General features: G+C 40.6%; 18 protein-coding genes and 1 pseudogene. 10 read left to right on the forward strand and 9 right to left on the reverse strand.

Going from position 1 to position 20,485, the window contains the following annotated elements:
- The first annotated feature begins 122 nt into the window (after positions 1 to 122).
- Positions 123 to 557, forward strand: coding sequence for a PaaI family thioesterase (locus tag AC2G3J_RS12280; RefSeq protein ID WP_336954791.1), 435 nt, complete (start codon positions 123 to 125; stop codon positions 555 to 557).
- A 113-nt stretch (positions 558 to 670) separates the two neighbouring features.
- Here AC2G3J_RS12280 and AC2G3J_RS12285 read toward each other — a convergent pair whose 3' ends face one another.
- Genes AC2G3J_RS12285 through AC2G3J_RS12310 form a run of 6 tightly spaced genes read right to left on the reverse strand, consistent with a single transcriptional unit; the run spans position 671 to position 7,132 of the window.
- Complete coding sequence (locus AC2G3J_RS12285) at positions 671 to 1,879, reverse strand: MFS transporter (RefSeq protein WP_483770048.1); 1,209 nt, start codon at positions 1,877 to 1,879, stop codon at positions 671 to 673.
- 18 nt (positions 1,880 to 1,897) lie between these two features.
- Complete coding sequence (gene dcaP / locus AC2G3J_RS12290; protein ID WP_483770049.1) at positions 1,898 to 3,214, reverse strand: outer membrane trimeric porin-like protein DcaP; 1,317 nt, start codon at positions 3,212 to 3,214, stop codon at positions 1,898 to 1,900.
- A gap of 41 nt (positions 3,215 to 3,255) precedes the next feature.
- Positions 3,256 to 3,909: a 3-oxoacid CoA-transferase subunit B gene (locus AC2G3J_RS12295; protein ID WP_483770050.1), complete on the reverse strand. Its 654-nt coding sequence runs from the start codon at positions 3,907 to 3,909 to the stop codon at positions 3,256 to 3,258.
- Positions 3,909 to 4,577 (reverse strand): 3-oxoacid CoA-transferase subunit A, encoded by a 669-nt coding sequence (locus AC2G3J_RS12300; RefSeq protein WP_004721455.1) that lies wholly within the window; start codon positions 4,575 to 4,577, stop codon positions 3,909 to 3,911. Before AC2G3J_RS12300 ends, AC2G3J_RS12295 begins: the two co-directional genes overlap by 1 nt.
- A gap of 47 nt (positions 4,578 to 4,624) precedes the next feature.
- Entirely contained in the window at positions 4,625 to 5,920 is a 1,296-nt protein-coding gene (locus AC2G3J_RS12305) for an MFS transporter (RefSeq protein WP_336954796.1), read from the reverse strand.
- A 57-nt stretch (positions 5,921 to 5,977) separates the two neighbouring features.
- A complete protein-coding gene (locus tag AC2G3J_RS12310; RefSeq protein ID WP_336954797.1) occupies positions 5,978 to 7,132 on the reverse strand; it encodes an acyl-CoA dehydrogenase family protein in 1,155 nt (384 codons plus the stop codon).
- A gap of 312 nt (positions 7,133 to 7,444) precedes the next feature.
- On the opposite strand from AC2G3J_RS12310, the gene AC2G3J_RS12315 reads away from it, so the two are divergent.
- From AC2G3J_RS12315 to AC2G3J_RS12340, 6 genes are all read left to right on the forward strand, one after another.
- Positions 7,445 to 8,233, forward strand: a complete 789-nt coding sequence (locus AC2G3J_RS12315) for an enoyl-CoA hydratase (protein ID WP_336954798.1) — start codon at positions 7,445 to 7,447, stop codon at positions 8,231 to 8,233.
- 29 nt (positions 8,234 to 8,262) lie between these two features.
- Entirely contained in the window at positions 8,263 to 9,024 is a 762-nt protein-coding gene (locus AC2G3J_RS12320; protein ID WP_483770051.1) for an SDR family oxidoreductase, read from the forward strand.
- An 89-nt stretch (positions 9,025 to 9,113) separates the two neighbouring features.
- Complete coding sequence (locus AC2G3J_RS12325; protein WP_483770052.1) at positions 9,114 to 10,637, forward strand: 3-hydroxyacyl-CoA dehydrogenase; 1,524 nt, start codon at positions 9,114 to 9,116, stop codon at positions 10,635 to 10,637.
- A 14-nt stretch (positions 10,638 to 10,651) separates the two neighbouring features.
- Positions 10,652 to 11,857: a 3-oxoadipyl-CoA thiolase gene (locus AC2G3J_RS12330; RefSeq protein WP_483770053.1), complete on the forward strand. Its 1,206-nt coding sequence runs from the start codon at positions 10,652 to 10,654 to the stop codon at positions 11,855 to 11,857.
- Between the two features lie 121 nt (positions 11,858 to 11,978).
- Positions 11,979 to 12,821, forward strand: a complete 843-nt coding sequence (locus AC2G3J_RS12335) for an IclR family transcriptional regulator (RefSeq protein WP_004721464.1) — start codon at positions 11,979 to 11,981, stop codon at positions 12,819 to 12,821.
- An 89-nt stretch (positions 12,822 to 12,910) separates the two neighbouring features.
- Positions 12,911 to 14,086: an MFS transporter gene (locus AC2G3J_RS12340; protein ID WP_483770054.1), complete on the forward strand. Its 1,176-nt coding sequence runs from the start codon at positions 12,911 to 12,913 to the stop codon at positions 14,084 to 14,086.
- Between the two features lie 63 nt (positions 14,087 to 14,149).
- Here AC2G3J_RS12340 and AC2G3J_RS12345 read toward each other — a convergent pair whose 3' ends face one another.
- Positions 14,150 to 15,121 (reverse strand): NAD(P)H-dependent flavin oxidoreductase, encoded by a 972-nt coding sequence (locus tag AC2G3J_RS12345; RefSeq protein ID WP_419360255.1) that lies wholly within the window; start codon positions 15,119 to 15,121, stop codon positions 14,150 to 14,152.
- A 50-nt stretch (positions 15,122 to 15,171) separates the two neighbouring features.
- Here AC2G3J_RS12345 and AC2G3J_RS12350 point away from each other — a divergent pair.
- A pseudogene (locus AC2G3J_RS12350) lies at positions 15,172 to 15,297 on the forward strand (enoyl-CoA hydratase); the annotation flags it as partial.
- A gap of 95 nt (positions 15,298 to 15,392) precedes the next feature.
- Here AC2G3J_RS12350 and AC2G3J_RS12355 read toward each other — a convergent pair.
- Positions 15,393 to 16,238: an IclR family transcriptional regulator gene (locus AC2G3J_RS12355; RefSeq protein WP_004721467.1), complete on the reverse strand. Its 846-nt coding sequence runs from the start codon at positions 16,236 to 16,238 to the stop codon at positions 15,393 to 15,395.
- Positions 16,239 to 16,427: 189 nt separating this feature from the next.
- Positions 16,428 to 17,645: a CaiB/BaiF CoA transferase family protein gene (locus AC2G3J_RS12360; RefSeq protein WP_336954804.1), complete on the reverse strand. Its 1,218-nt coding sequence runs from the start codon at positions 17,643 to 17,645 to the stop codon at positions 16,428 to 16,430.
- A gap of 329 nt (positions 17,646 to 17,974) precedes the next feature.
- Here AC2G3J_RS12360 and AC2G3J_RS12365 point away from each other — a divergent pair, with 329 nt between their 5' ends.
- Positions 17,975 to 19,126 (forward strand): acyl-CoA dehydrogenase family protein, encoded by a 1,152-nt coding sequence (locus AC2G3J_RS12365; protein ID WP_419329234.1) that lies wholly within the window; start codon positions 17,975 to 17,977, stop codon positions 19,124 to 19,126.
- Positions 19,127 to 19,187: 61 nt separating this feature from the next.
- Positions 19,188 to 20,438, forward strand: coding sequence for an MFS transporter (locus AC2G3J_RS12370; protein ID WP_336954806.1), 1,251 nt, complete (start codon positions 19,188 to 19,190; stop codon positions 20,436 to 20,438).
- Positions 20,439 to 20,485 lie beyond the last annotated feature (47 nt).

Consider the following 20,485-nt stretch of genomic DNA (forward strand, 5'->3'; position numbering starts at 1 on the left):
TTAAACCAAAATCCAAGCATAATATTTGATTAAAAAAATAATTTTGTATAGCAAAATATTATTTCGTAAAATTAATTTTTATAGTATGGTAATTAGATCGCTTAACACTCCAAGGATGATTTATGGATAACCCTCAATACACAGGTCTTGAGTTCTTAACGGCTTTAAAAAATGGTGAAATTTCAGCATCACCTATGGCGCAAACCATTCCTATGCAGTTAATCGAAGTTTCTAAAGGCAAAGCGACGTATAAGGTTACGCCAAGTCAAGCGCATCGAAATATACAAGGAACAATCCATGGCGGTTTTTGTGCGACTGCTTTAGATACTGCAACGGGAAGTGCAGCGCATACCTTGCTGGAACATGGCGTTGGTTATGGCACGATTGATCTCAATGTGAAAATGATTCGGCCAATGCAGATCAATACTGCCTACTACGCACAAGCTGAACTGATTAATGCTGGACGTAATATCATTACTACAGAAGGTAAAATTGTGGATGAAAATGGTAAAATTTATGCTTTTGCGACAGCAACTCTGATGATCATACGAAAGTAATAAAAAGACTAAGCCCTCAAAGGGCTTAGGGTCTGATGACATTTCATAAATGGCTTGCGTTCTAAGCCAAAATTGAGCACTGCTTTGTTTACAGCATAAGGTACTGCGTGGGATCAATCTTTTATTACTGTTTTCTTCATTACATAAAAATCTATTCGGTCAATTATAAAACTTAGAATTGCCATGGCTAAACCCACAACCACACAGACACTCCATCCCCAGTGTTTCCATGTGTAGACCGCAACCAACGAACCCAGTGCAGCACCACCAAAATACAGTGTCATATAAATAGAATTAATCCGAGAACGTGCTTGTGTTGAAATTCGATAGACCAGATTTTGGTTAAGTACATGAAAGGCCGATAAACCAAAATAAGCCAAAATCACACCTCCTGCATAAGCCAGCAAAGACTGCTGAGCAAAAAATAGTGGAATCCATGCAAGTACCAAAAACCACATACAAATCAGTGCAACTTTATTTTCCAATCCTTTGGCAATTTGTTTCCCAGCCCACGGGGTTGCAAACACACCAGCCAAACCAACTATGCCAAATAAACCAATTTGGAAATCATTAAAATGATAAGGCGCATTGGCAAGAATAAACGTCATGGTGGTAAAGATCAGCGCCAATATACCAAAGCCGATCCCACCTGCCAAACCGCGGCGGATTAAATGTGGCTGATCAACGGCCAATGTAAACAATGAACGATAAATTTGCATTACTGTTAATTGATGAGATTTTCGAGCAACGGGTAATTTAAGCCACATCACTACTGCAAAAGCTAAAATCACAATACCACTGAGTAAATACACCGCATGCCATGACCAAACAGTCGAAAGCAAGCCTGCGATTGATCTTGCCAAGAGAATGCCTAAAAACAAACCACTCATCAGTGTTCCGACAATTTGCGGGCTTTTTTGAGGGCTCGCCAAACCAGCGGCAAATGGTACCAAGACTTGTGTCGTAATCGAAAAGAAGGTCGCTAAAAAGGTAAAACCATACAATACAGGCAAGCTTTGACTTAAAGAAAGTCCGATCTGGGCAAAACCTGTGCAGCACATCAATAGACAAATATAGCTACGCTTTTCAAAAAAATCACCGAGCGGCACTAAGATAAACAGACCAACTGCATAAGAGAGTTGACCGATTACAATTGTTAAAGCCACTTGCTCTGCATTGACCTGTAAAGCTTCTGCAATAGAATAAATCAAAGGCTGGTTATAATAGTTCGAACCTGCACAAATTCCACATGCCATTGCCATGATGAAAATAAAGCTTTTTGACAAGATATGCGTTGTGTCAGGTTGAACTATTTTTTCCATTGCGCAGCTCACCCTATTTTAGAATTTGTACATCGACACAAAGTTAATGCGAGAGACATCTGCTGTTCTTCCATCAAACACTTCACGCTTACCTTGATGATATTCCATACCAATATCAATTTGCTCAGCAGGTGAATAAAACAGATTGGCAGCATAATCCGTTAAACGCTTATTTGCGTCAGGATTGAGTTTTGCATAAGCTGAATCATCATCAAAATCAAAAATCGATGCAGATAAATTTGCACGCCATTGTGGATTAAATTTATATGAATACCCTATATTTAAGCTATTGAGTTTATTCATCTCTAAATCTGTTTTTTGCGCATTTAAAGAAAAATCACCTGCCGCATTTAAACTGGTTGCATTTGTCAGGCCAGTTTGTGTGGTATATGGCATGAATTTTTGATCACCCACGATATATTGATAATTTGCCTGTACAGATTGTGCTGGGGTCAGCTGGTATTTTAAACCAGCACCCGCGCCCCAACTGACTTTTTTAACCGTATCTTTTGCAACATCTACAGATTTTTCATTGACAAAACCTTGAGCCAAAGCCGTTAAGGCACCTGCTTTTACGGTATATCGACCTGTCAATGTCGGGAATGCTGAAACCCGTGATCCAGTGTATTCCAAGGCAACTTTTAAATCACTCTTGCTATTTATTTTCCAGTCATAGCGCACTTGAGGTGTACGGGTATAAGAGGTTCCCATAAACTGAGTATAATCGACAGACTCTGTTCGTGTTTCCATATTGGACATCAATGACCAGGTTTGACCGAAAGTCCAATCTTTATAAGTAAAGAAAGCATGACGAATACGGAATTTACCATCGCCCGTACCCATATTGGCACTGTCAAAGAAATCGGCTTCAATATTTCCTGTTACAGCCTTATCTGGACTGTTGAAATACACTCCGATTCGACTGGCATTGATCATGGTATCTGAACGGGCATGATCGGAACGTTTGTCATTTTCAAATGGAGTCCGATTTAAGCTATTGGTGGTTCTTCCTCCCGAATCTGGTGAGGACTTAAAATCAACTGCAGCATCAAGTCGAGCTATTCCATAGACTTTAACATTGTCTGTCCATGTCACCCACGAAGGTGCAATTGGTTTCGCTGTTTCAAGTGCTTTATTTTTTTCTACATTTTCTTCAATTTTTGCTTGTTTGACCTGCAAATTATTTTGTGACAGCTTTTGAGCTTCGAGTTCTGCTTTGAGTTTTTGCAGCTCTGTCTCTAACAAATTAATCCGTTGCTCTGCTGTCACTGGTGAATTTGCAAAAATAGTCCCTGAAGCCACAGCGCAAGCTGTAGCTAAAATTAATTTCTTCATCTTTTAATCCTTAAAGAAGCTTTTTTCCCTACGCTTATAAACTAAGCGTCTCGTACATCTATCAATGGGCAGTCCGTTACTGCCTGTAATTCATCAAAACTCAGTCCCGAAACCATTTCAGTGACATAGGCTTTGTGATCTTTTAATTCAATAATGCATAAATCGGTATAAATACGATCTACACACTGTTCCCCTGTAAGGGGATAACTCAGTACATCGACAATTTTAGCTTCGCCCTTTTTGGTGACATGCTCCATATAGACATAAATTGATTTAGCACCCACCGCTAAATCCATTGCCCCCCCTACAGCAGGAACATCATCTGCTTTGCCAGTATGCCAATTGGCTAAATCACCATTCACTGCGACCTGAAAAGCACCAATCACACAGATATCCAGATGCCCACCACGCATAATGTCAAAGGAATCTCCATGATGCATAAAGCAACCACCATCCAGCAAAGTCACTAACTCTTTCCCAGCATTGACCAAGTCCTCATCTTCTTCACCTGCTTTGGGTGGCGGGCCAAAGGCCAAAACCCCATTTTCTGAGTGTAGAAAGATTTCTTTATCTTGAGGTAAATACTTCGCAACATTGGTGGGTAAACCGATACCTAAATTGACATAAGCTCCTTCGGGAATATCCTGAGCAATCAACTGAGCGATATCTTCACGAGAACGTTTTTGAATTGACATTAGATATCTCCTACTTTGACAACATGTTGTACAAAAATCCCTGGGGTGATAATGCACTCAGGATCAAGGCTTCCTAAATCTACCGTATGATTCACTTGAACAATGGTTGTTTTTGCCGCTTTTGCCATAATCGGGCCAAAGTTGCGTGCTGCCTTACGATAGGTCAAATTCCCCCAGCGATCGGCTTGATCGGCATAAATCAAAGCAAAGTCAGCTTCAAGCGGATACTCAAGTACATAGTTTCGACCATTAATGGTTCTGGTTTCTTTGCCTTCTGCGACTTTTGTGCCATAGCCTGTCGGTGTGAATATTGCACCTAGCCCTGCACCCGCCGCTTGAATACGACAGGCTAAGTTGCCCTGTGGAACCAGTTCTAATTCAATCTTTCCTGCACGATATAAGTCTTGAAATACGGTCGAACCCGCTGACTTTGGAAATGAACTGATCATTTTTCTGACACAACCTGCAATGATCAGCTTGGTCAAACCACGATCACCAGAGGCAGCATTGTTATTGACAATGGTCAGCTCTTTTTTACCTAAATCGATCAAGGCTTCAATCAGTTCCGCAGGCTGACCTGTCACACCAAAACCACTGGTCATGATGGTTGCGCCATCAGGAATTGCCTTTAAAATCGGTTCAATGTCACTGGTGATTTTATTTATCATTTCGCTTGTCCCTTTTCATCCTTAAATTGACGTGACAGGTCAAATTGTCACTCTGCCTTTTGCGGGTTAAATAGTCGGTCTTTAATAAATAACAGTGGAATTACACCGCAAATAAAGTACGCCCCAGCCATCACCAACAGTCCTAAACCAATCGAACCATGTTGTGATAAATAACCGATGGTTAATGGAGAGAAAATTGAAAGCACTTTACCGATGTTATACGCACCGCCAACCGCCGAGCCTCGAATTGAGGTTGGAAAACTTTCAGTCATATACGTGGCATTGATTGCATATGGTATGCCGTATAGAAAACCAAAGAACAGCATGAGCCATAAAATATTGGCAGGCGTGTTAAGGTAAACAATCACGGGAATAAATAGAGCTGTGCCAATTGTGCCGAATGCAAATACAGCACGGCGACCTAATTTATCCGCAATAATCCCGGCAATAATTTTGGCAAACATCATGATTAAGAAAGTGCCGACCATATACATCGCCATTTCTTTAAACTTGATTCCTAGATCAGATTCCAAATAAGCCGGTAGCCAATTACTCACCCCATAATAACCAAATTGCAACGCACCGGTACTCAAAATCCACAGTACAAACATGGTGCCGTGTTTCTTATCTTTCAAAATTTCCCAATACGGGTTTTGACGTTTAACAGGCTGTGCATTGTGTGGCGTTGCAACGACTTTTAACTGACGTGCTTTTTTCCATGACTCAGGCTCAGGTACGATAAAATGCATCAGTACTGATAAAATAATCGGGGTAATTGCAAGCCAATATAGGAAACGCCAGCCATGTTCAGGAATAATATGACCTGCCAACAAAGTCGCAAGTAAAGACCCCAAGGTATAGCCCGTCATCAGTGTTGCCAACACTGTAGAACGATGTTTGGTCGGCACCATTTCAGACATTAAAATATTACAGGCAATATAAAGTGCGCCTAAGCCCATTGCACCGAATGTTCTTAAAATCGCAAATTGCATATATGAATGCGTAAAACCCAATGCACAGGTCAGAACAGAAGAAAAAGCAATAAAGAATACGATCACGCGCACTCGGCCAAAGCGATCACAAGCCCATCCACCGACTAATCCCCCCACAGCGGAACCTAACAGTGTCAAACTGCCCAATGTTCCTGCTTGTACACCGCTCAGATGAAACTCAGCCTTTAAACTGGTCAAACTTAACGCTAAAAAGCCTAAATCTGCGCCATCACAAAGCAAAGTAAAAAATGCAAAGATAAAGGCTGTAATCCAAATCTTTTTGGGTGTCTGAATCACCTCTCCAGCACCATTATTACCGCTATTATTTTGTGTAACTGTTTCCGTTGTCATGTCCATATCCTCAGAAGGAATATGAGGCATCCCCTGCCTCATGGCATCTAATTGTTATTAGGCTGTAGCATCCCTAATCATGTTTTTTGCGATAATCAATTGTTGAACTTGCGTGGTTCCTTCATATAAACGGAACAAACGCACATCACGATAAAAACGTTCAATGGCATATTCACTGATATAACCAGCACCACCGTGAATTTGTACGCAACGATCTGCGACCCGCCCACACATTTCAGTGGCAAACATTTTTGAACAAGATGCTTCTGTACTAATGTTTTCACCATTATCACGGCGACGTGCAGCATCGAGCACCATACATTTGGCCGCGTAAATTTCAGCTTTAGAGTCTGCAAGCATGGCTTGGATCAATTGAAAATTAGCAATCGGCTGACCAAATTGTTTACGCTCAATGGCATAGTGAAGTGCGTCATTTAACATCCGTTCAGCCACACCGACGCTATATGCACCAATATGTAAGCGACCTTTATCTAAAACCTTCATTGCGGTTTTAAAACCAATACCTTCAATCCCACCAATCAGTGCTGATGCTGGAATGCGGCAGTTTTCAAAAATTACATCACAAGTATGAGAACCTTTTTGTCCCATCTTTTGATCGATTTTTCCCAAACTAATCCCAGGCGTGTTAGCTTCAACTAAAAATGCAGAAATACCACTGGCACCTTTAATATCAGGATTAGTCCGTGCCATCACGGTAAAAGTAGCAGCATGTGGTGCATTGGTAATAAAGCGTTTAGTACCATTTAAAACGTAAAAATCACCATCTTTGACCGCGCTGGTTTTTAAAGATGCTGCATCTGAACCTGCCTCAGGTTCGGTTAAGCAAAATGAACCAATAATTTCACCGCTGGCATAACGAGGAAGATATTTTTGTTTTTGTTCTTGTGTTCCATCAATCAAAATCGCACTTGAACCAATACCATTGTTGGTACCAATCAGTGAGCGGAATGCCGGTGAAGTTTGTCCAAGCTCAAATGCAACATTCACCTCCTCTTCCATGGTAATCCCCAATCCACCATATTCTTCTGGAATAGTTAACCCAAACAGACCTAACTCACGCATTTGTTGCACAATATCCTCAGGAATTTTGTCCTGCTCGGCAACCTCATGTTCGCGTGGAATCAATTCATTTTTTACAAAGTCACGAATTGTTGAGAGCAACTGTTGCAACATTCCTTCATCACGGATCATCTATGATCTCCCTTCTTTTGTAGCTTCATTGCATCCATCAGCTATTCCAGCTGGGTAATGGATACCCTGTTTTAAATCTTGTTTACTGCGAATGTGTTTCATAGTACGAGATTAAAAACACAAATTTCAAGCTTTTTTGAAAATTAATTTCGTTAAACGAAATTTTAAGATCTACCAATATTAAATATCAATCACTTAGAAAAACTAACCGACGATAAAGTATCAAGACAAGTAAAAAATACTTGAAATAAATTTCAAAACACGCATTATTAAAGAAATATAGTTTTGATCTGCGAAACAAGGAATCAAAAAATGAGTGAAATAACAAGGAACAGTTTCATTGAAGTTGACTATTCTGTTCAGAAAGTAGCAATCGTGAAGATTAATCGTCCAGAGGCTAAAAATGCCTTAAATACACAGGTACGTAAGCAACTGGCTCAAGTGTTTACTGAGTTAAGTTTTAATGACCAGATCCATGCCATTGTGCTCACAGGTGGGGAAGAGGTTTTTGCCGCAGGTGCAGACTTAAAAGAAATGGCAAGCGCAACCTCCACAGAAATGTTACTACGTCATACAGAACGTTATTGGAATGCAATTGCGCAATGCCCTAAACCCGTGATTGCTGCTGTAAATGGTTATGCACTGGGTGGCGGTTGTGAACTTGCCATGCATAGCGACATTATTATTGCGGGTAAAGGGGCAACTTTTGGTCAACCTGAAATTAAAGTCGGTTTAATGCCTGGCGCAGGTGGAACCCAACGTCTTTTCCGTGCAGTGGGTAAATTTCACGCGATGCGTATGATCATGACGGGTGTAATGGTCAAAGCAGAAGAAGCATATAGCATTGGACTGGTTTCCCAAGTTACTGAAGATGACCAGACCATCTCAACCGCTATTCAAATGGCGCAAAATCTGGCAAAAATGCCACCAATTGCCCTACAACAAATCAAAGAAGTTGCATTAATGAGCGAAGATGTTCCATTAAATGCAGGTTTGGCATTGGAGCGTAAATCATTTCAATTGTTGTTTTCAACAGAAGATAAAAATGAAGGCATTCAAGCGTTTATTGAAAAACGAAAACCATCATATCAAGGCAAATAAGTTTAATCGATAACAACAATGGAATAGAAATGGCTAGAAAAGTATTGATTAGTGCAGGCGGTTCAGGAATTGGACGATGTATTGCAGAAGCATTCTTAGCGCATCACGATGAAGTTTTCGTTTGTGATATCAATGCAGAAAGCTTAGCGCAATTCCAAAAGGCCTATCCTGCACTACATATTTATGCATGTGATTTATCTAACCATGATGAAATCAAATCTATGTTTAGTGATGCCATCAGCAAACTGGGGCATATTGATATTCTGGTCAATAATACAGGGATTTCTGGCCCAACCATCGCAGCAGAAGAATTGAGTTTTGCCGATTGGAGTGCAGTATTAAACCTTAATTTAAATAGTACCTTTGCTATCACCCAACTCGCTATCCCCTTTTTAAAACAGTCGGAAGCAGGTGTCATTATCAATATGTCATCGATTGCTGGACGTTTGGGCTATCCATATCGTTTGGCTTACGCGACCTCTAAATGGGGATTAATTGGTTTTACCAAAACATTGTCGATGGAACTTGGTGCAGACAATATTCGAGTCAATGCCATACTTCCAGGTGCAGTGGATGGGGAACGTGTTCAACGGGTGTTACAAGCGCGTGCAGATGTCGCTCAAACTTCTTTGGATGCCGTTACGCAAAATGCACTTAAAAATCAATCGCTCAAATATTTTGTCAATCCAAAGCATATTGCCGATTTGTGTATATTTTTAGCCTCGGAAAGCGGTTGCTCTATTTCTGGACAAATATTACCAATTGATGGTGATAAACAATGTCTGAGTTAACCCACCAGACTGTACTGGTTTCTTTCGTTTCTATTTTTTTCCGTCTCTAATTTTTCGTTTAATCTGGATCAGTTATCAGGATGATCGACATGACTTATGATATTCAAAGCATGGCTGTAATTGGTGTTGGTATTATGGGCAGCGGTATTGCTCAAATTGCCGCACAATCAGGTCATACCACCTATTTATATGATACCAAAGAAGGTGCTGCGCTACAGGCCAAAGAAAAGCTGGCAGCAACTTTTCAAAAGCTGGTCGATAAAAATAAAATCAGCGCTGAACAGGCGGAAAATGCCAACAAACATTTGATCGTTGCAGCGCAACTTGAAGATTTAAAAGCCTGCGACTTGATTGTGGAAGCGATTATTGAGCGTTTAGATATTAAACAAGCGTTGATGCAACAACTTGAAGAGATCGTTTCAGACACCACTATTTTAGCCTCAAATACTTCATCGCTTTCAATCACAGCCATTGCAGCAAACTGTAAAAAACCACAACGTGTAGTCGGTTTCCATTTCTTTAATCCGGTACCACTGATGAAAGTTGTGGAAGTAATCCAAGGATTAAAAACGGATCCACGCATTGTAGATGCATTAAATGAGTTGTCACGTGCATTTGGTCATCGACCTGTTGTTGCCAAAGATACCCCAGGATTTATTATTAATCATGCGGGGCGCGCCTATGGCACCGAAGCGTTAAAAATCTTAAATGAAAACGTCTGTGACATCAGTGAAATTGACCGCATTTTAAGAGATGGTGTTGGTTTTAGAATGGGACCATTCGAACTCATGGATTTAACAGGACTGGATGTATCACATCCTGTAATGGAGTCGATTTATCATCAATACTATGAAGAAGCCCGTTACAAGCCCAATCCATTGACCAAACAAATGCTTGAAGCCAAACAACTTGGGCGTAAAGTTAATCAAGGCTTTTACCACTATGAAACAGGCACAAAAACAGGTGAAAAACCCGCACAGTTTGTTGAGCGTTTAACAGACTATCCAAAAGTTTGGATTGCAGCTGATTTTTCTGAAGATAAACAACAACTGGAAGATTATTTAATCCAGCAAAAAATTGTCTTAGATACAGGTTTAGAACCATTACCTGAGAGTTTATGTTTACTCGCTTGCTACGGTGAAGATACCACCCAAGCAGCGACACGTTTAAAAGTCAATCCACAACAAGCTGTTGCCATAGATATGCTATATGGCATAAGCAAACATAGAACGTTAATGCCGTCACTGGCGACAAACACTGAGTATCGTCAAGCAGCCCACTCTATGTTTAATTTAGATGGTGCTATGGTCAGCATGATCGCTGAAAGTATTGGCTTCGTGGCACAACGTGTTTTAGCCATGGTGATTAATTTAGGTTGTGATATTGCACAACAAAATATTGCCAGTGTCGATGATATCAATGCCGCAGTCCGTTTAGGTTTAGGCTATCCATTTGGCCCTATTGAATGGGGTGATCATATCGGTAGCCAAAAAATCTTACTCATTCTCAATCGTATCTCAACACTGACCTATGACCCACGCTATCGCCCTAGCCCATGGTTACAACGTCGTGTCGCATTAAATTTACCGCTTACTTTTAATTCTGGATTTTGAAAAGGAACTTCTCAATGTTAAATGCCTATATTTATGATGGTTTACGTAGCCCGATTGGTCGTCATGCAGGTGAGCTTGCTTCAGTACGTCCAGATGATTTAGCTGCAGCAGTTTTGCAAAAGCTCCTTGAAAAAACTGGGGTTCCAGCCGCTGATATTGAAGATGTTATTTTGGGTGATACCAACCAAGGCGGTGAAGACAGCCGTAACGTTGCCAGAAATGCCCTGTTAATCGCGGGCTTACCTGTAACTGTTCCCGGCCAAACTGTAAACCGTTTATGTGCAAGTGGTTTGGGTGCTGTGATTGACTCTGCACGCGCCATCACCTGTGGCGAAGGCGACTTGTATATTGCGGGTGGTGTAGAAAGCATGTCACGTGCTCCATTTGTGATGGGTAAAGCTGAAACTGCCTATAGCCGTGAGGCCAAAATTTACGACACCACAATTGGCTCACGCTTTCCAAACAAAAAGCTGATAGCGCAATACGGTGGTCACTCAATGCCTGAAACTGGTGACAATGTCGCAGTTGAGTTTGGCATTACCCGTGAACAGGCAGATTTATTTGCAGCCCAATCACAAGCCAAGTATCAAACAGCCAAACAAGACGGCTTTTTTACTGGTGAAATTACCCCAATTGAAGTCTTTCAAGGCAAAAAGTTACCGCCAAAACTGGTTTCTGAAGATGAGCACCCTCGCCCAAGCTCAACAGTTGAAGCATTAACCAAATTAAAACCATTATTTGAAGGTGGTGTCGTCACTGCTGGAAATGCGTCGGGTATTAACGATGGTGCTGCTGCATTGCTCATCGGTTCCAAAGCAGCGGGTCAAAAATATGGCTTAAAGCCAATGGCAAAAATCTTGTCAGCAGCAGCAGCAGGTATTGAACCTCGTATTATGGGTGCTGGTCCAATCGAAGCAATCAAAAAAGCCGTTGCACGTGCAGGGCTAACTTTAGATGATATGGATATCATTGAAATCAATGAAGCTTTTGCTTCACAAGTATTATCTTGCTTAAAAGGTTTAGATGTTGATTTTAATGATCCGCGTGTCAACCCAAATGGTGGTGCAATTGCCATTGGCCACCCACTTGGGGCTTCTGGTGCACGTCTTGCACTGACAGTTTCGCGTGAGCTGATCCGCCGCAATAAGAAATATGCTGTCGTTAGCTTATGTATTGGCGTAGGACAAGGCTTAGCCATGGTGATTGAAAACGTGTCATAGCATTGACTGTTTAATCACTAACCGAGTATCCATTCATCACAACAGCGCAGTGATGAATGGATTTATTTTGCAGAGCGAAATATAATAGCCAAACTGTTGCTTTATTATATTTGAGTATTGAATGTCTCAGAATTCAGAAACTGAACAACCTATAAATTTTGATGAGATACGCCTTGATCCTATTTCACATATTCATCGGGAAAATAACCCCCAATTTATCGCTTCTTTAGCACGTGGCTTAGAGCTATTACGTTGTTTTTCTGCCAACAATCAAGTCTTGGGTAACCAAGAACTGGCAAAAATGACGGGTTTACCAAAACCAACCATTGCGCGGATAACCAATACCTTAGTGTCATTAGGCTATTTAAAACAACTGCCTAATTCCACTAAATATACATTGGATATCGGTGTTTTATCTTTAGGCTATGCAGCCTTGTCCAATATTTCTATTCGTAATATTGCACATCGCTATATGGAAGAAATGAGCCAATATGTACAAGCACCGGTTGCGATGGCAACTCGTGACCGTTTAAACATGGTCTATATCGACGTGGTTCAGATCGAAACTGCTTTAAATATGCGCCGTCCCATCGGCTCAACCCTACCCATTCACAGCAGTTCCATGGGTCGAGCTTGCTTGGCGGCTACACCTGAACGTGAGCGTAACTTTTTACTGGATGCGCTTAAACAAAAAAATGCTGAAAACTGGCCTGCAATTAAACGTTCTTTAGAACGAGCTTTCCGAGATTATCAAGATTACGGATATTGCCTTTCTTTAGGTGAATGGCATAAAGAAGTAAACTCTGTTGCTGTACCTTTAGTCAGCTCCAAACATGGTCTTTATGTGTTTAACTGCGGTGCACCAAGTTTTCATTTAAACCCTGAAAAACTTGAAGGTGAAATTGGACCCCGTTTAATCCATATGGTGCACAACATTCAAGATGCTTTGAGTGAAACGCCTTAACAACCATGTTTAAAATCAGATGCTTAAAATCAGCAGATACATGGTTGTGTGGATTAAAAGTTCCGATTTCATAATGACAAACCATAGGCATGATGAAAAACACTCTCTATACCCCAACCATTATTTTAATGGCAGTTGCAGCAGGCATCTGTACTGGTGGGAATTATTTTAGCCAACCACTGATTCATTCCATTAGTCTAAGTTTAAATTTAGCAGATACCACCACAGCATGGGTGCCTACTTTAGCGCAAATCACCTATGCAGCAGGTCTGCTGTTTTTAATGCCTTTAGGGGATATTCTCGAAAAGCGTAAGTTGTTGTTTATATTTATGCTGCTTGCCTCAATTGGGCTAATTATTAGTGGTTTTTCCCACAATATTTATCTGTTAATGTTCGGTACCATCATTACAGGGTTATTTTCTAGTTCAGCCCAACTGTTGTTACCACTGGCTGCCAGTCTGGTTCCAATTCAACATAGTGGTCGTGTTGTTGGTTTTTTACTGAGTGGGTTAATGATGGGTGTCTTATTGGCACGCTCATTATCAGGGATGATGTCGACGCTTTTTGCTTGGAATGTTATTTATCTGCTCAGCGGTTTTTTATTATTGCTCATTGCGATTATTTTGTACCGTAATATTGGCTTATTTCCTCCCACCAAATCTGAAAATTATCTCAAAACAATTCACTCACTGCCGCAAATCTTTATTCAAAATCGTCGCCTAAGAATCAGAACCTATATTGGTGGATTAACCTTTGCCTGTGTAAGCTTAACCTTTACCACCATGTCTTTACTCTTAGCTCCTGCGCCTTATTTTTTCAGTGATTTTACGATTGGCTTATTTGGGTTTGTCGGTGTTTTAGGGACATTCGTTGCCAATTTTTCAGGTAAATTTATTGATCAAGGCTATATTCATAAAATTTCGATATGTTGTGGTATCGGTCTGATTTTAAGTTGGCTATTGTTTTTGTTGCTCTCTTATCATTTTATCTTTTATATCATTGCCTTACTTATCCTTTATGCTTCGCTCTCGGCTGTTCATGTCACCAATCAGAGTATTGTCTTTAAGCTTAACCAACAATTGCGTTCACGTTTCAATGCCATCTATATGACAGGTTATTTCGCTGGCGGTGCTTTAGGGACTACGAGTGGAAGCTATGCATGGAAACATTTTGGCTGGACAGGTGTATGTATCTTAGGCTTAGTTTTTGCCCTGCTGTGTTTATATTATTGTCTTGCAGATGTTAAAAATCAGCACAATTCATAGTGTTGTGCTGATCTTTAAAAGCAGTCTTTCATCATCGAGATAAAGCTGAACTCAAATAGATATTTATAAAAGCCCGAATAAACGTCCACGAATAATGTCTTCTGCATCTTTTACAATACGGTTGACCAGTTCATCACATGTCGGAATGTCATGGATCAGACTGGCAACCAAACCACATGACCACGCCCCAGCATTGACATCACCATCGATCATCACTTTAGGATAAACACCTGCAACTTCTTCAATGATATCTTCAAATTTAATCTGGTCACCCAGTGCTTTTTCTTTGGCTATAATTTTTTCTACAGCTGCATTATTCATAACGCGCTCAGTATTACGCAAAGCGCGCATAATTAAACGAGTATCTCTTTCTGTAGCATTCAGGATCGCCTGTTTCACATTTGCATGTACTGGCGCTTCTTGAGTTGCAATAAAACGTGTTCCCATATTAATACCATCCGCCCCCATGGCTAAAGCGGCAGCAAGTGAGCGTCCATCAGCCATACCACCTGATGCAACAAATGGAATTTCTAAGGTATCGGCAGCTAAAGGCAATAAAATCATATTCGGTACATCATCTTCACCGGGGTGCCCACCACACTCAAAACCATCGACAGAAACAGCATCACATCCAATTTTTTGAGCTTTTAGACTATGCCGAACCGAAGTACATTTATGAATCACTTTAATTCCAGCGGCCTTTAAATAAGGCATGACCTGTTCAGGATTACGACCTGCTGTTTCTACAACTTTTACCCCACCCTTAATAATTGCCTCGACAAAACCCGGATAATCAGGTGTATTGACTGTGGGTAAGAAAGTTAGATTGACACCAAAAGGCTTATCGGTCATTTCTCGACATCGGGCAATTTCTTTTGCTAGATTTTCAGGTGTTCGCTGGGTTAAACCGGTAATAATGCCTAACCCACCCGCATTTGAAACTGCAGCAGCCAGCTCGGCAAAACCGACATAATGCATACCGCCTTGAATAATCGGATGTTCAATTTCAAATAATTCTGTAATTTTGGTTTTCATATTCTTTCCACTCACTATTTTATATTTAGAGGCTCATTTCTTAGCATCCTATGCTTATCAATGATTTATTAAATCCGATCGATCATGAGTCCACTGTATTCTCACTTTGTTGGCAAAGTGACGAATTTAAACAAGCACCGAGTGCCTTGATGAAAAAAAACACCCATTTTCCGTAAGCAAACTATTTAACCTGCATCTTATTAACATGCATCTTATTAAAAAGGCCAACAATGTAGATCGTTGCTGGCCTTTCAGTTTTAAAGCAATAAAATTAGCTAATTTCAGTGCGGATATTATTCACCATGTGGAGAAGACGCGGTGCAATATCCTCTTCAAGTTTTTCGCGGTTCATAATAAAGCTTGGTCCGCCGCAGTTAAATACCAGTAGACCATGTTGTTCATGAATCAAGGGGACTGCAACTGAATTGACATCTTTATGCCATTCACCAATTGAAAAACAATAACCAAAATCTTGATAATCTTTAAATGCTTTATCTAAATCACGGTTAATCTTGATCCAATCGTCTTTATGTTTGCTACGGATTGCATCAAGTAAAAACTCTCTTTCATCTTCAGGCATTGCAGCCAGACATGCACGTCCCATTGAACTTAAATGAATCGGCAAATAAGTACCGACTTGACGACGCATGGTCATATTGCCCTTGCCTTGTACCACATCCAAATAAATCATATTTAGACGATCACGCGTTGCCATTGCCACAGCAGCACCTGCATAATCCGCTAAGTTTTTCATATAGGGATGTGCAATATTACGGATAGACACATTAGAAAGCATGGAGTAACCAAACGCCAAAACCCCAACTGAAAGTTGAAATTTGCTTGAATTTGGGACCTGCTTGATATAGCCCAAACGTGACAATGTGTGCGTTAAACGGGTAATGGTCGGTTTAGGCAAACCCGTCATTTGTGATAACTCTTGATTACCCAAATGCTGATGTTTTGGGGTAAAGCAACGTAAGAGTTCTAAACCGCGTCCTAAAGCTGTAATAAATTGACGATCATTTTCATCTTGCATATCTTCAATCGGATGCAATAACTCATGCCTCAAAGGCGCTAATAATTTTTCTGTTTGTTCTGCATCTACGGCATCATTCATGGTTATACCAATTCACATATTTGTTTCGCACTGCGAAAATTATAATCTATTTTTTCTATAAATAGCAAAAAGCAATCATCTGATTCACTTTGAAAATAAAACGATGCATCCATCTCGATGTGAAAAGTCTAAATTTGCTTATTTTACTTAAAAAATGGCTTTAGACTGCTCACATCATCTATTTAAAAACTATCCTATCACGCCTTTGGCTTTTAACTCCTCAAGTTTTGCTGGAGAAATAATACGGCCTAAAATGGTCTGAGTATGTTCGCCTAACAAAGGAGGCGCATTTCTATACTCTACAGGTGTACGTGAAAGCTTAATCGGAGAACCAACCACAGTAAGTTTTTCACGTTGAGGATGTTGCATTTCTACCAGCATCTCTCGCGCAATCACTTGAGGTTCATTAAAAGCTTGTTCTAGATTATTAATCACACCAACAGGCACTTTAGCAGCATAAATTGCACTTACCCACTCATCGGCAGTCTTGCTTAAAAAATGCTTTGATAAAATTTCGATCACTTCATCACGATGCTTAACACGATCTGCATTACGGGTAAATCGAACATCATTGGGTAACTCTGGCAAACCAATACTTCTGCACAGTTGGATAAACTGAGTGTCATTACCACAAGCAATGATAAACTCTCGATCAGCGGCTTTAAATAATTGATAAGGCACAATATTGGCATGTGCATTGCCATAACGTACCGGCACTTTTCCAGATGAAAGATAATTCATTCCTTGATTTGCCATTGTGGCAATTTGCACATCAAGTAAAGCCATATCTATATGTTGCCCTAAACCCGTCATATGACGATTGAGCAAAGCCGCTTGTATGGCAATGGTTGAATATAATCCCGTTGATAAGTCTGAAAATGCGACACCTACTTTTTGCGGACCACCACCGGGTAAATCATCTTTTTCACCCGTGATGGACATGAGTCCACCCATTCCTTGAATGATAAAATCATAGCCTGGCTCTTCTGCTCTCGGTCCATTTTGACCAAAACCCGTAATCGAGCAATAAACCAGTTTAGGATTAATTTCTGATAAAGAAGCATAATCCAAGCCATATTTTTTCAAAGAACCAGCTTTGTAGTTTTCAATGACCACATCGGTATCTTGAATCAGTGCTTTGATGAGTGCCTGCCCTTCCGGATTTGCAATATCTATTGCAACAGAAAGTTTATTGCGATTGGTCGACTGATAATAAGCGGCTTCTCGTGTCTCTTGTCCGGCATCATCTTTCATCCAAGGTGGTCCCCAAGAACGCGTATCATCACCTAGTTTCGGTCTTTCAACCTTAATCACTTCTGCGCCTAAATCGGCAAGAATCTGTCCACACCACGGTCCAGCCAGTACTCGACTTAAGTCAAGTACACGAATTCCATTTAAAGCACCCATGTTTATTCCACTAACCTTTGATTAATTTCCTACAGGAAAATTTATTTAATATAAATTTCGCATAGCGATATATATTTTTAATATACACAGAAAACTTTAAAAATAAAACTTAATTTTTTCATCAAAAGTGATGATTTTTATTCAACAAATATAGATTAATTAAATCAAATAATTAGCCAACTAAAAAACAAGCACAATATACCGCATTGCGAAATTAATTTTCAAAACATATTGTTTTCTACTAATCCTTTGATTACTATCGCATCAATATGCAGGGTTTTAGCAACATCTCCTCGATGTTTTCAACATGTTGTACAAAGGACAAGACTATGATTCGAGATCAGGAAACACTCAAACAACTGGTAGATATGATTCGACAGTTTGTAGATGGTGTCCTTATTCCTCATGAGAATGAAGTCGCAGAAACAGATCAAATCCCTCAAGCCATCATTGAGCAAATGAAAGCTTTGGGTTTGTTTGGACTGACGATTCCAGAAGAATATGAAGGTCTTGGCTTGACCATGGAAGAAGAGGTATCTATCGCTTTTGAACTTGGACGTACTTCGCCTGCCTTTCGTTCACTGATCGGCACCAATAATGGAATCGGTTCGAGTGGTCTGATTATTGATGGTACCGAAACTCAAAAATCATTTTTCTTGCCCCGTTTAGCACGTGGTGAAGTGATCAGTTCTTTTTGCCTAACTGAACCAGATGCAGGCTCAGATGCTGCCTCTTTGAAAACCAGCGCAGTAAAAGAAGGTGAGTTTTATATTTTAAATGGCACCAAACGCTTTATTACCAATGCACCTCATGCAGGGGTATTTACGGTGATGGCACGAACCAATCCAGATATTAAAGGTGCTGGTGGAATTTCTGCTTTTATCGTAGATCGCAAAACTGCAGGAATCTCTCTAGGTAAAACAGATAAAAAAATGGGACAAAAAGGTGCACATACCTGTGATGTGATTTTTGAAAATTGTCGAGTTCCTGCCTCAGCACTGATTGGTGGTATTGAAGGTGTAGGATTTAAAACCGCAATGAAAGTCTTGGATAAAGGTCGCTTACATATTGCCGCAATCAGTGTCGGTGCTGCCCTACGCATGTTAGACGATACCTTAAAGTTTGCCCTTGAGCGGAAGCAATTTGGTCAAGCGATTGCTGAATTTCAGCTGATTCAAGCCATGCTTGCTGACTCCAAAGCAGAAATTTATGCAGCGCAATGTATGGTTTTAGATGCGGCAAGACAACGTGATGCTGGGCACAACGTCAGCACAGAAGCATCATGCGCAAAAATGTTTGCCACTGAAATGTGTGGTCGCGTGGCCGATCGCTGCGTACAGATTCATGGTGGCTCTGGCTATATCAGTGAATATGCCATTGAACGTTTTTACCGAGATGTACGTTTATTCCGTCTCTATGAAGGCACCACCCAAATTCAACAAATGATTATTGCGCGAAATATGATTCGTGCTGCGTCTTAATTAATTTTTAGGCACTTTAAAACGATTTGAAGTGCTGTAAATCAAATGTAGGTAATGGATTATGGCGACAAACTACAATACACATCTCTCTTCAATACAACCTCATACTTGGAAAATTGCATTTATTTTTGCATTTTTAGCCTTGTTGGTGGATGGTGCCGATCTGATGCTGCTGTCTTATAGTCTCAACAGTATTAAGGCAGATTTTGGTTTAAGTTCCGTGCAGGCAGGTATGCTGGGTAGTTTTACCCTGGCGGGTATGGCTGTTGGTGGGATATTTGGGGGATGGGCATGTGACAAATTTGGTCGAGTACGGATCGTGGTTATTTCTATTCTCACCTTCTCACTACTTACATGTGGACTAGGCTTTACCCAAAGCTTTCTTGAATTTGGGCTATTACGTTTTTTTGCTTCTCTCGGACTAGGCTCGCTTTATATTGCCTGCAATACCTTGATGGCGGAATATGTACCTACACGTTACCGTACAACGGTATTGGGTACCTTACAAGCAGGTTGGACGGTTGGCTATATTGTTGCAACGCTACTCGCTGGATGGATTATTCCAGATCATGGCTGGCGTATGCTGTTTTATGTTGCCATTGTACCGGTGTTGATTGCTGTTTTAATGCATCTTTTGGTACCAGAACCACTCGCATGGCAACAGTCTCGTTTACAACAACCAACACGTGATAAAAACTCTGAGGATACTTCGGCATTTAAACTGATTTTTAAAGATAAACGAAATCGAAATATGTTTATCTTGTGGGCGCTCACAGCAGGCTTCTTACAATTTGGTTATTATGGGGTAAATAACTGGATGCCTTCATATCTAGAAAGTGAATTAGGCATGAAGTTTAAAGAAATGACCGCATATATGGTTGGTACTTATACCGCCATGATCCTCGGTAAAGTCCTTGCGGGGATGATGGCTGATAAACTTGGTCGTCGCTTTACTTATGCCTTTGGTGCGATTGGGACTGCTATTTTTCTTCCACTGATTGTTTTTTATAACTCCCCCAGCAACATTTTATATTTACTGATCGCTTTCGGATTTTTATACGGTATTCCTTATGGTGTAAATGCCACCTATATGACGGAAAGTTTCCCTACAGCGATTCGTGGTACAGCGATTGGTGGTGCCTATAACGTCGGGCGTCTTGGTGCAGCACTTGCACCTGCAACGATTGGCTACTTGGCATCAGGTGGTTCTATTGGTTTAGGTTTTGTGGTGATGGGGGCTGCTTATTTAATTTGCGGTGTTATTCCTGCCCTTTTCATCAAGGAAAAACTCTACGATCCGCAAAAATCGTAAAATTAGACCTTATAAAATCACTTATTCCATTTTAAAGCCAGCTAGAT

It is taken from the genome of Acinetobacter legionensis (assembly GCF_057165765.1).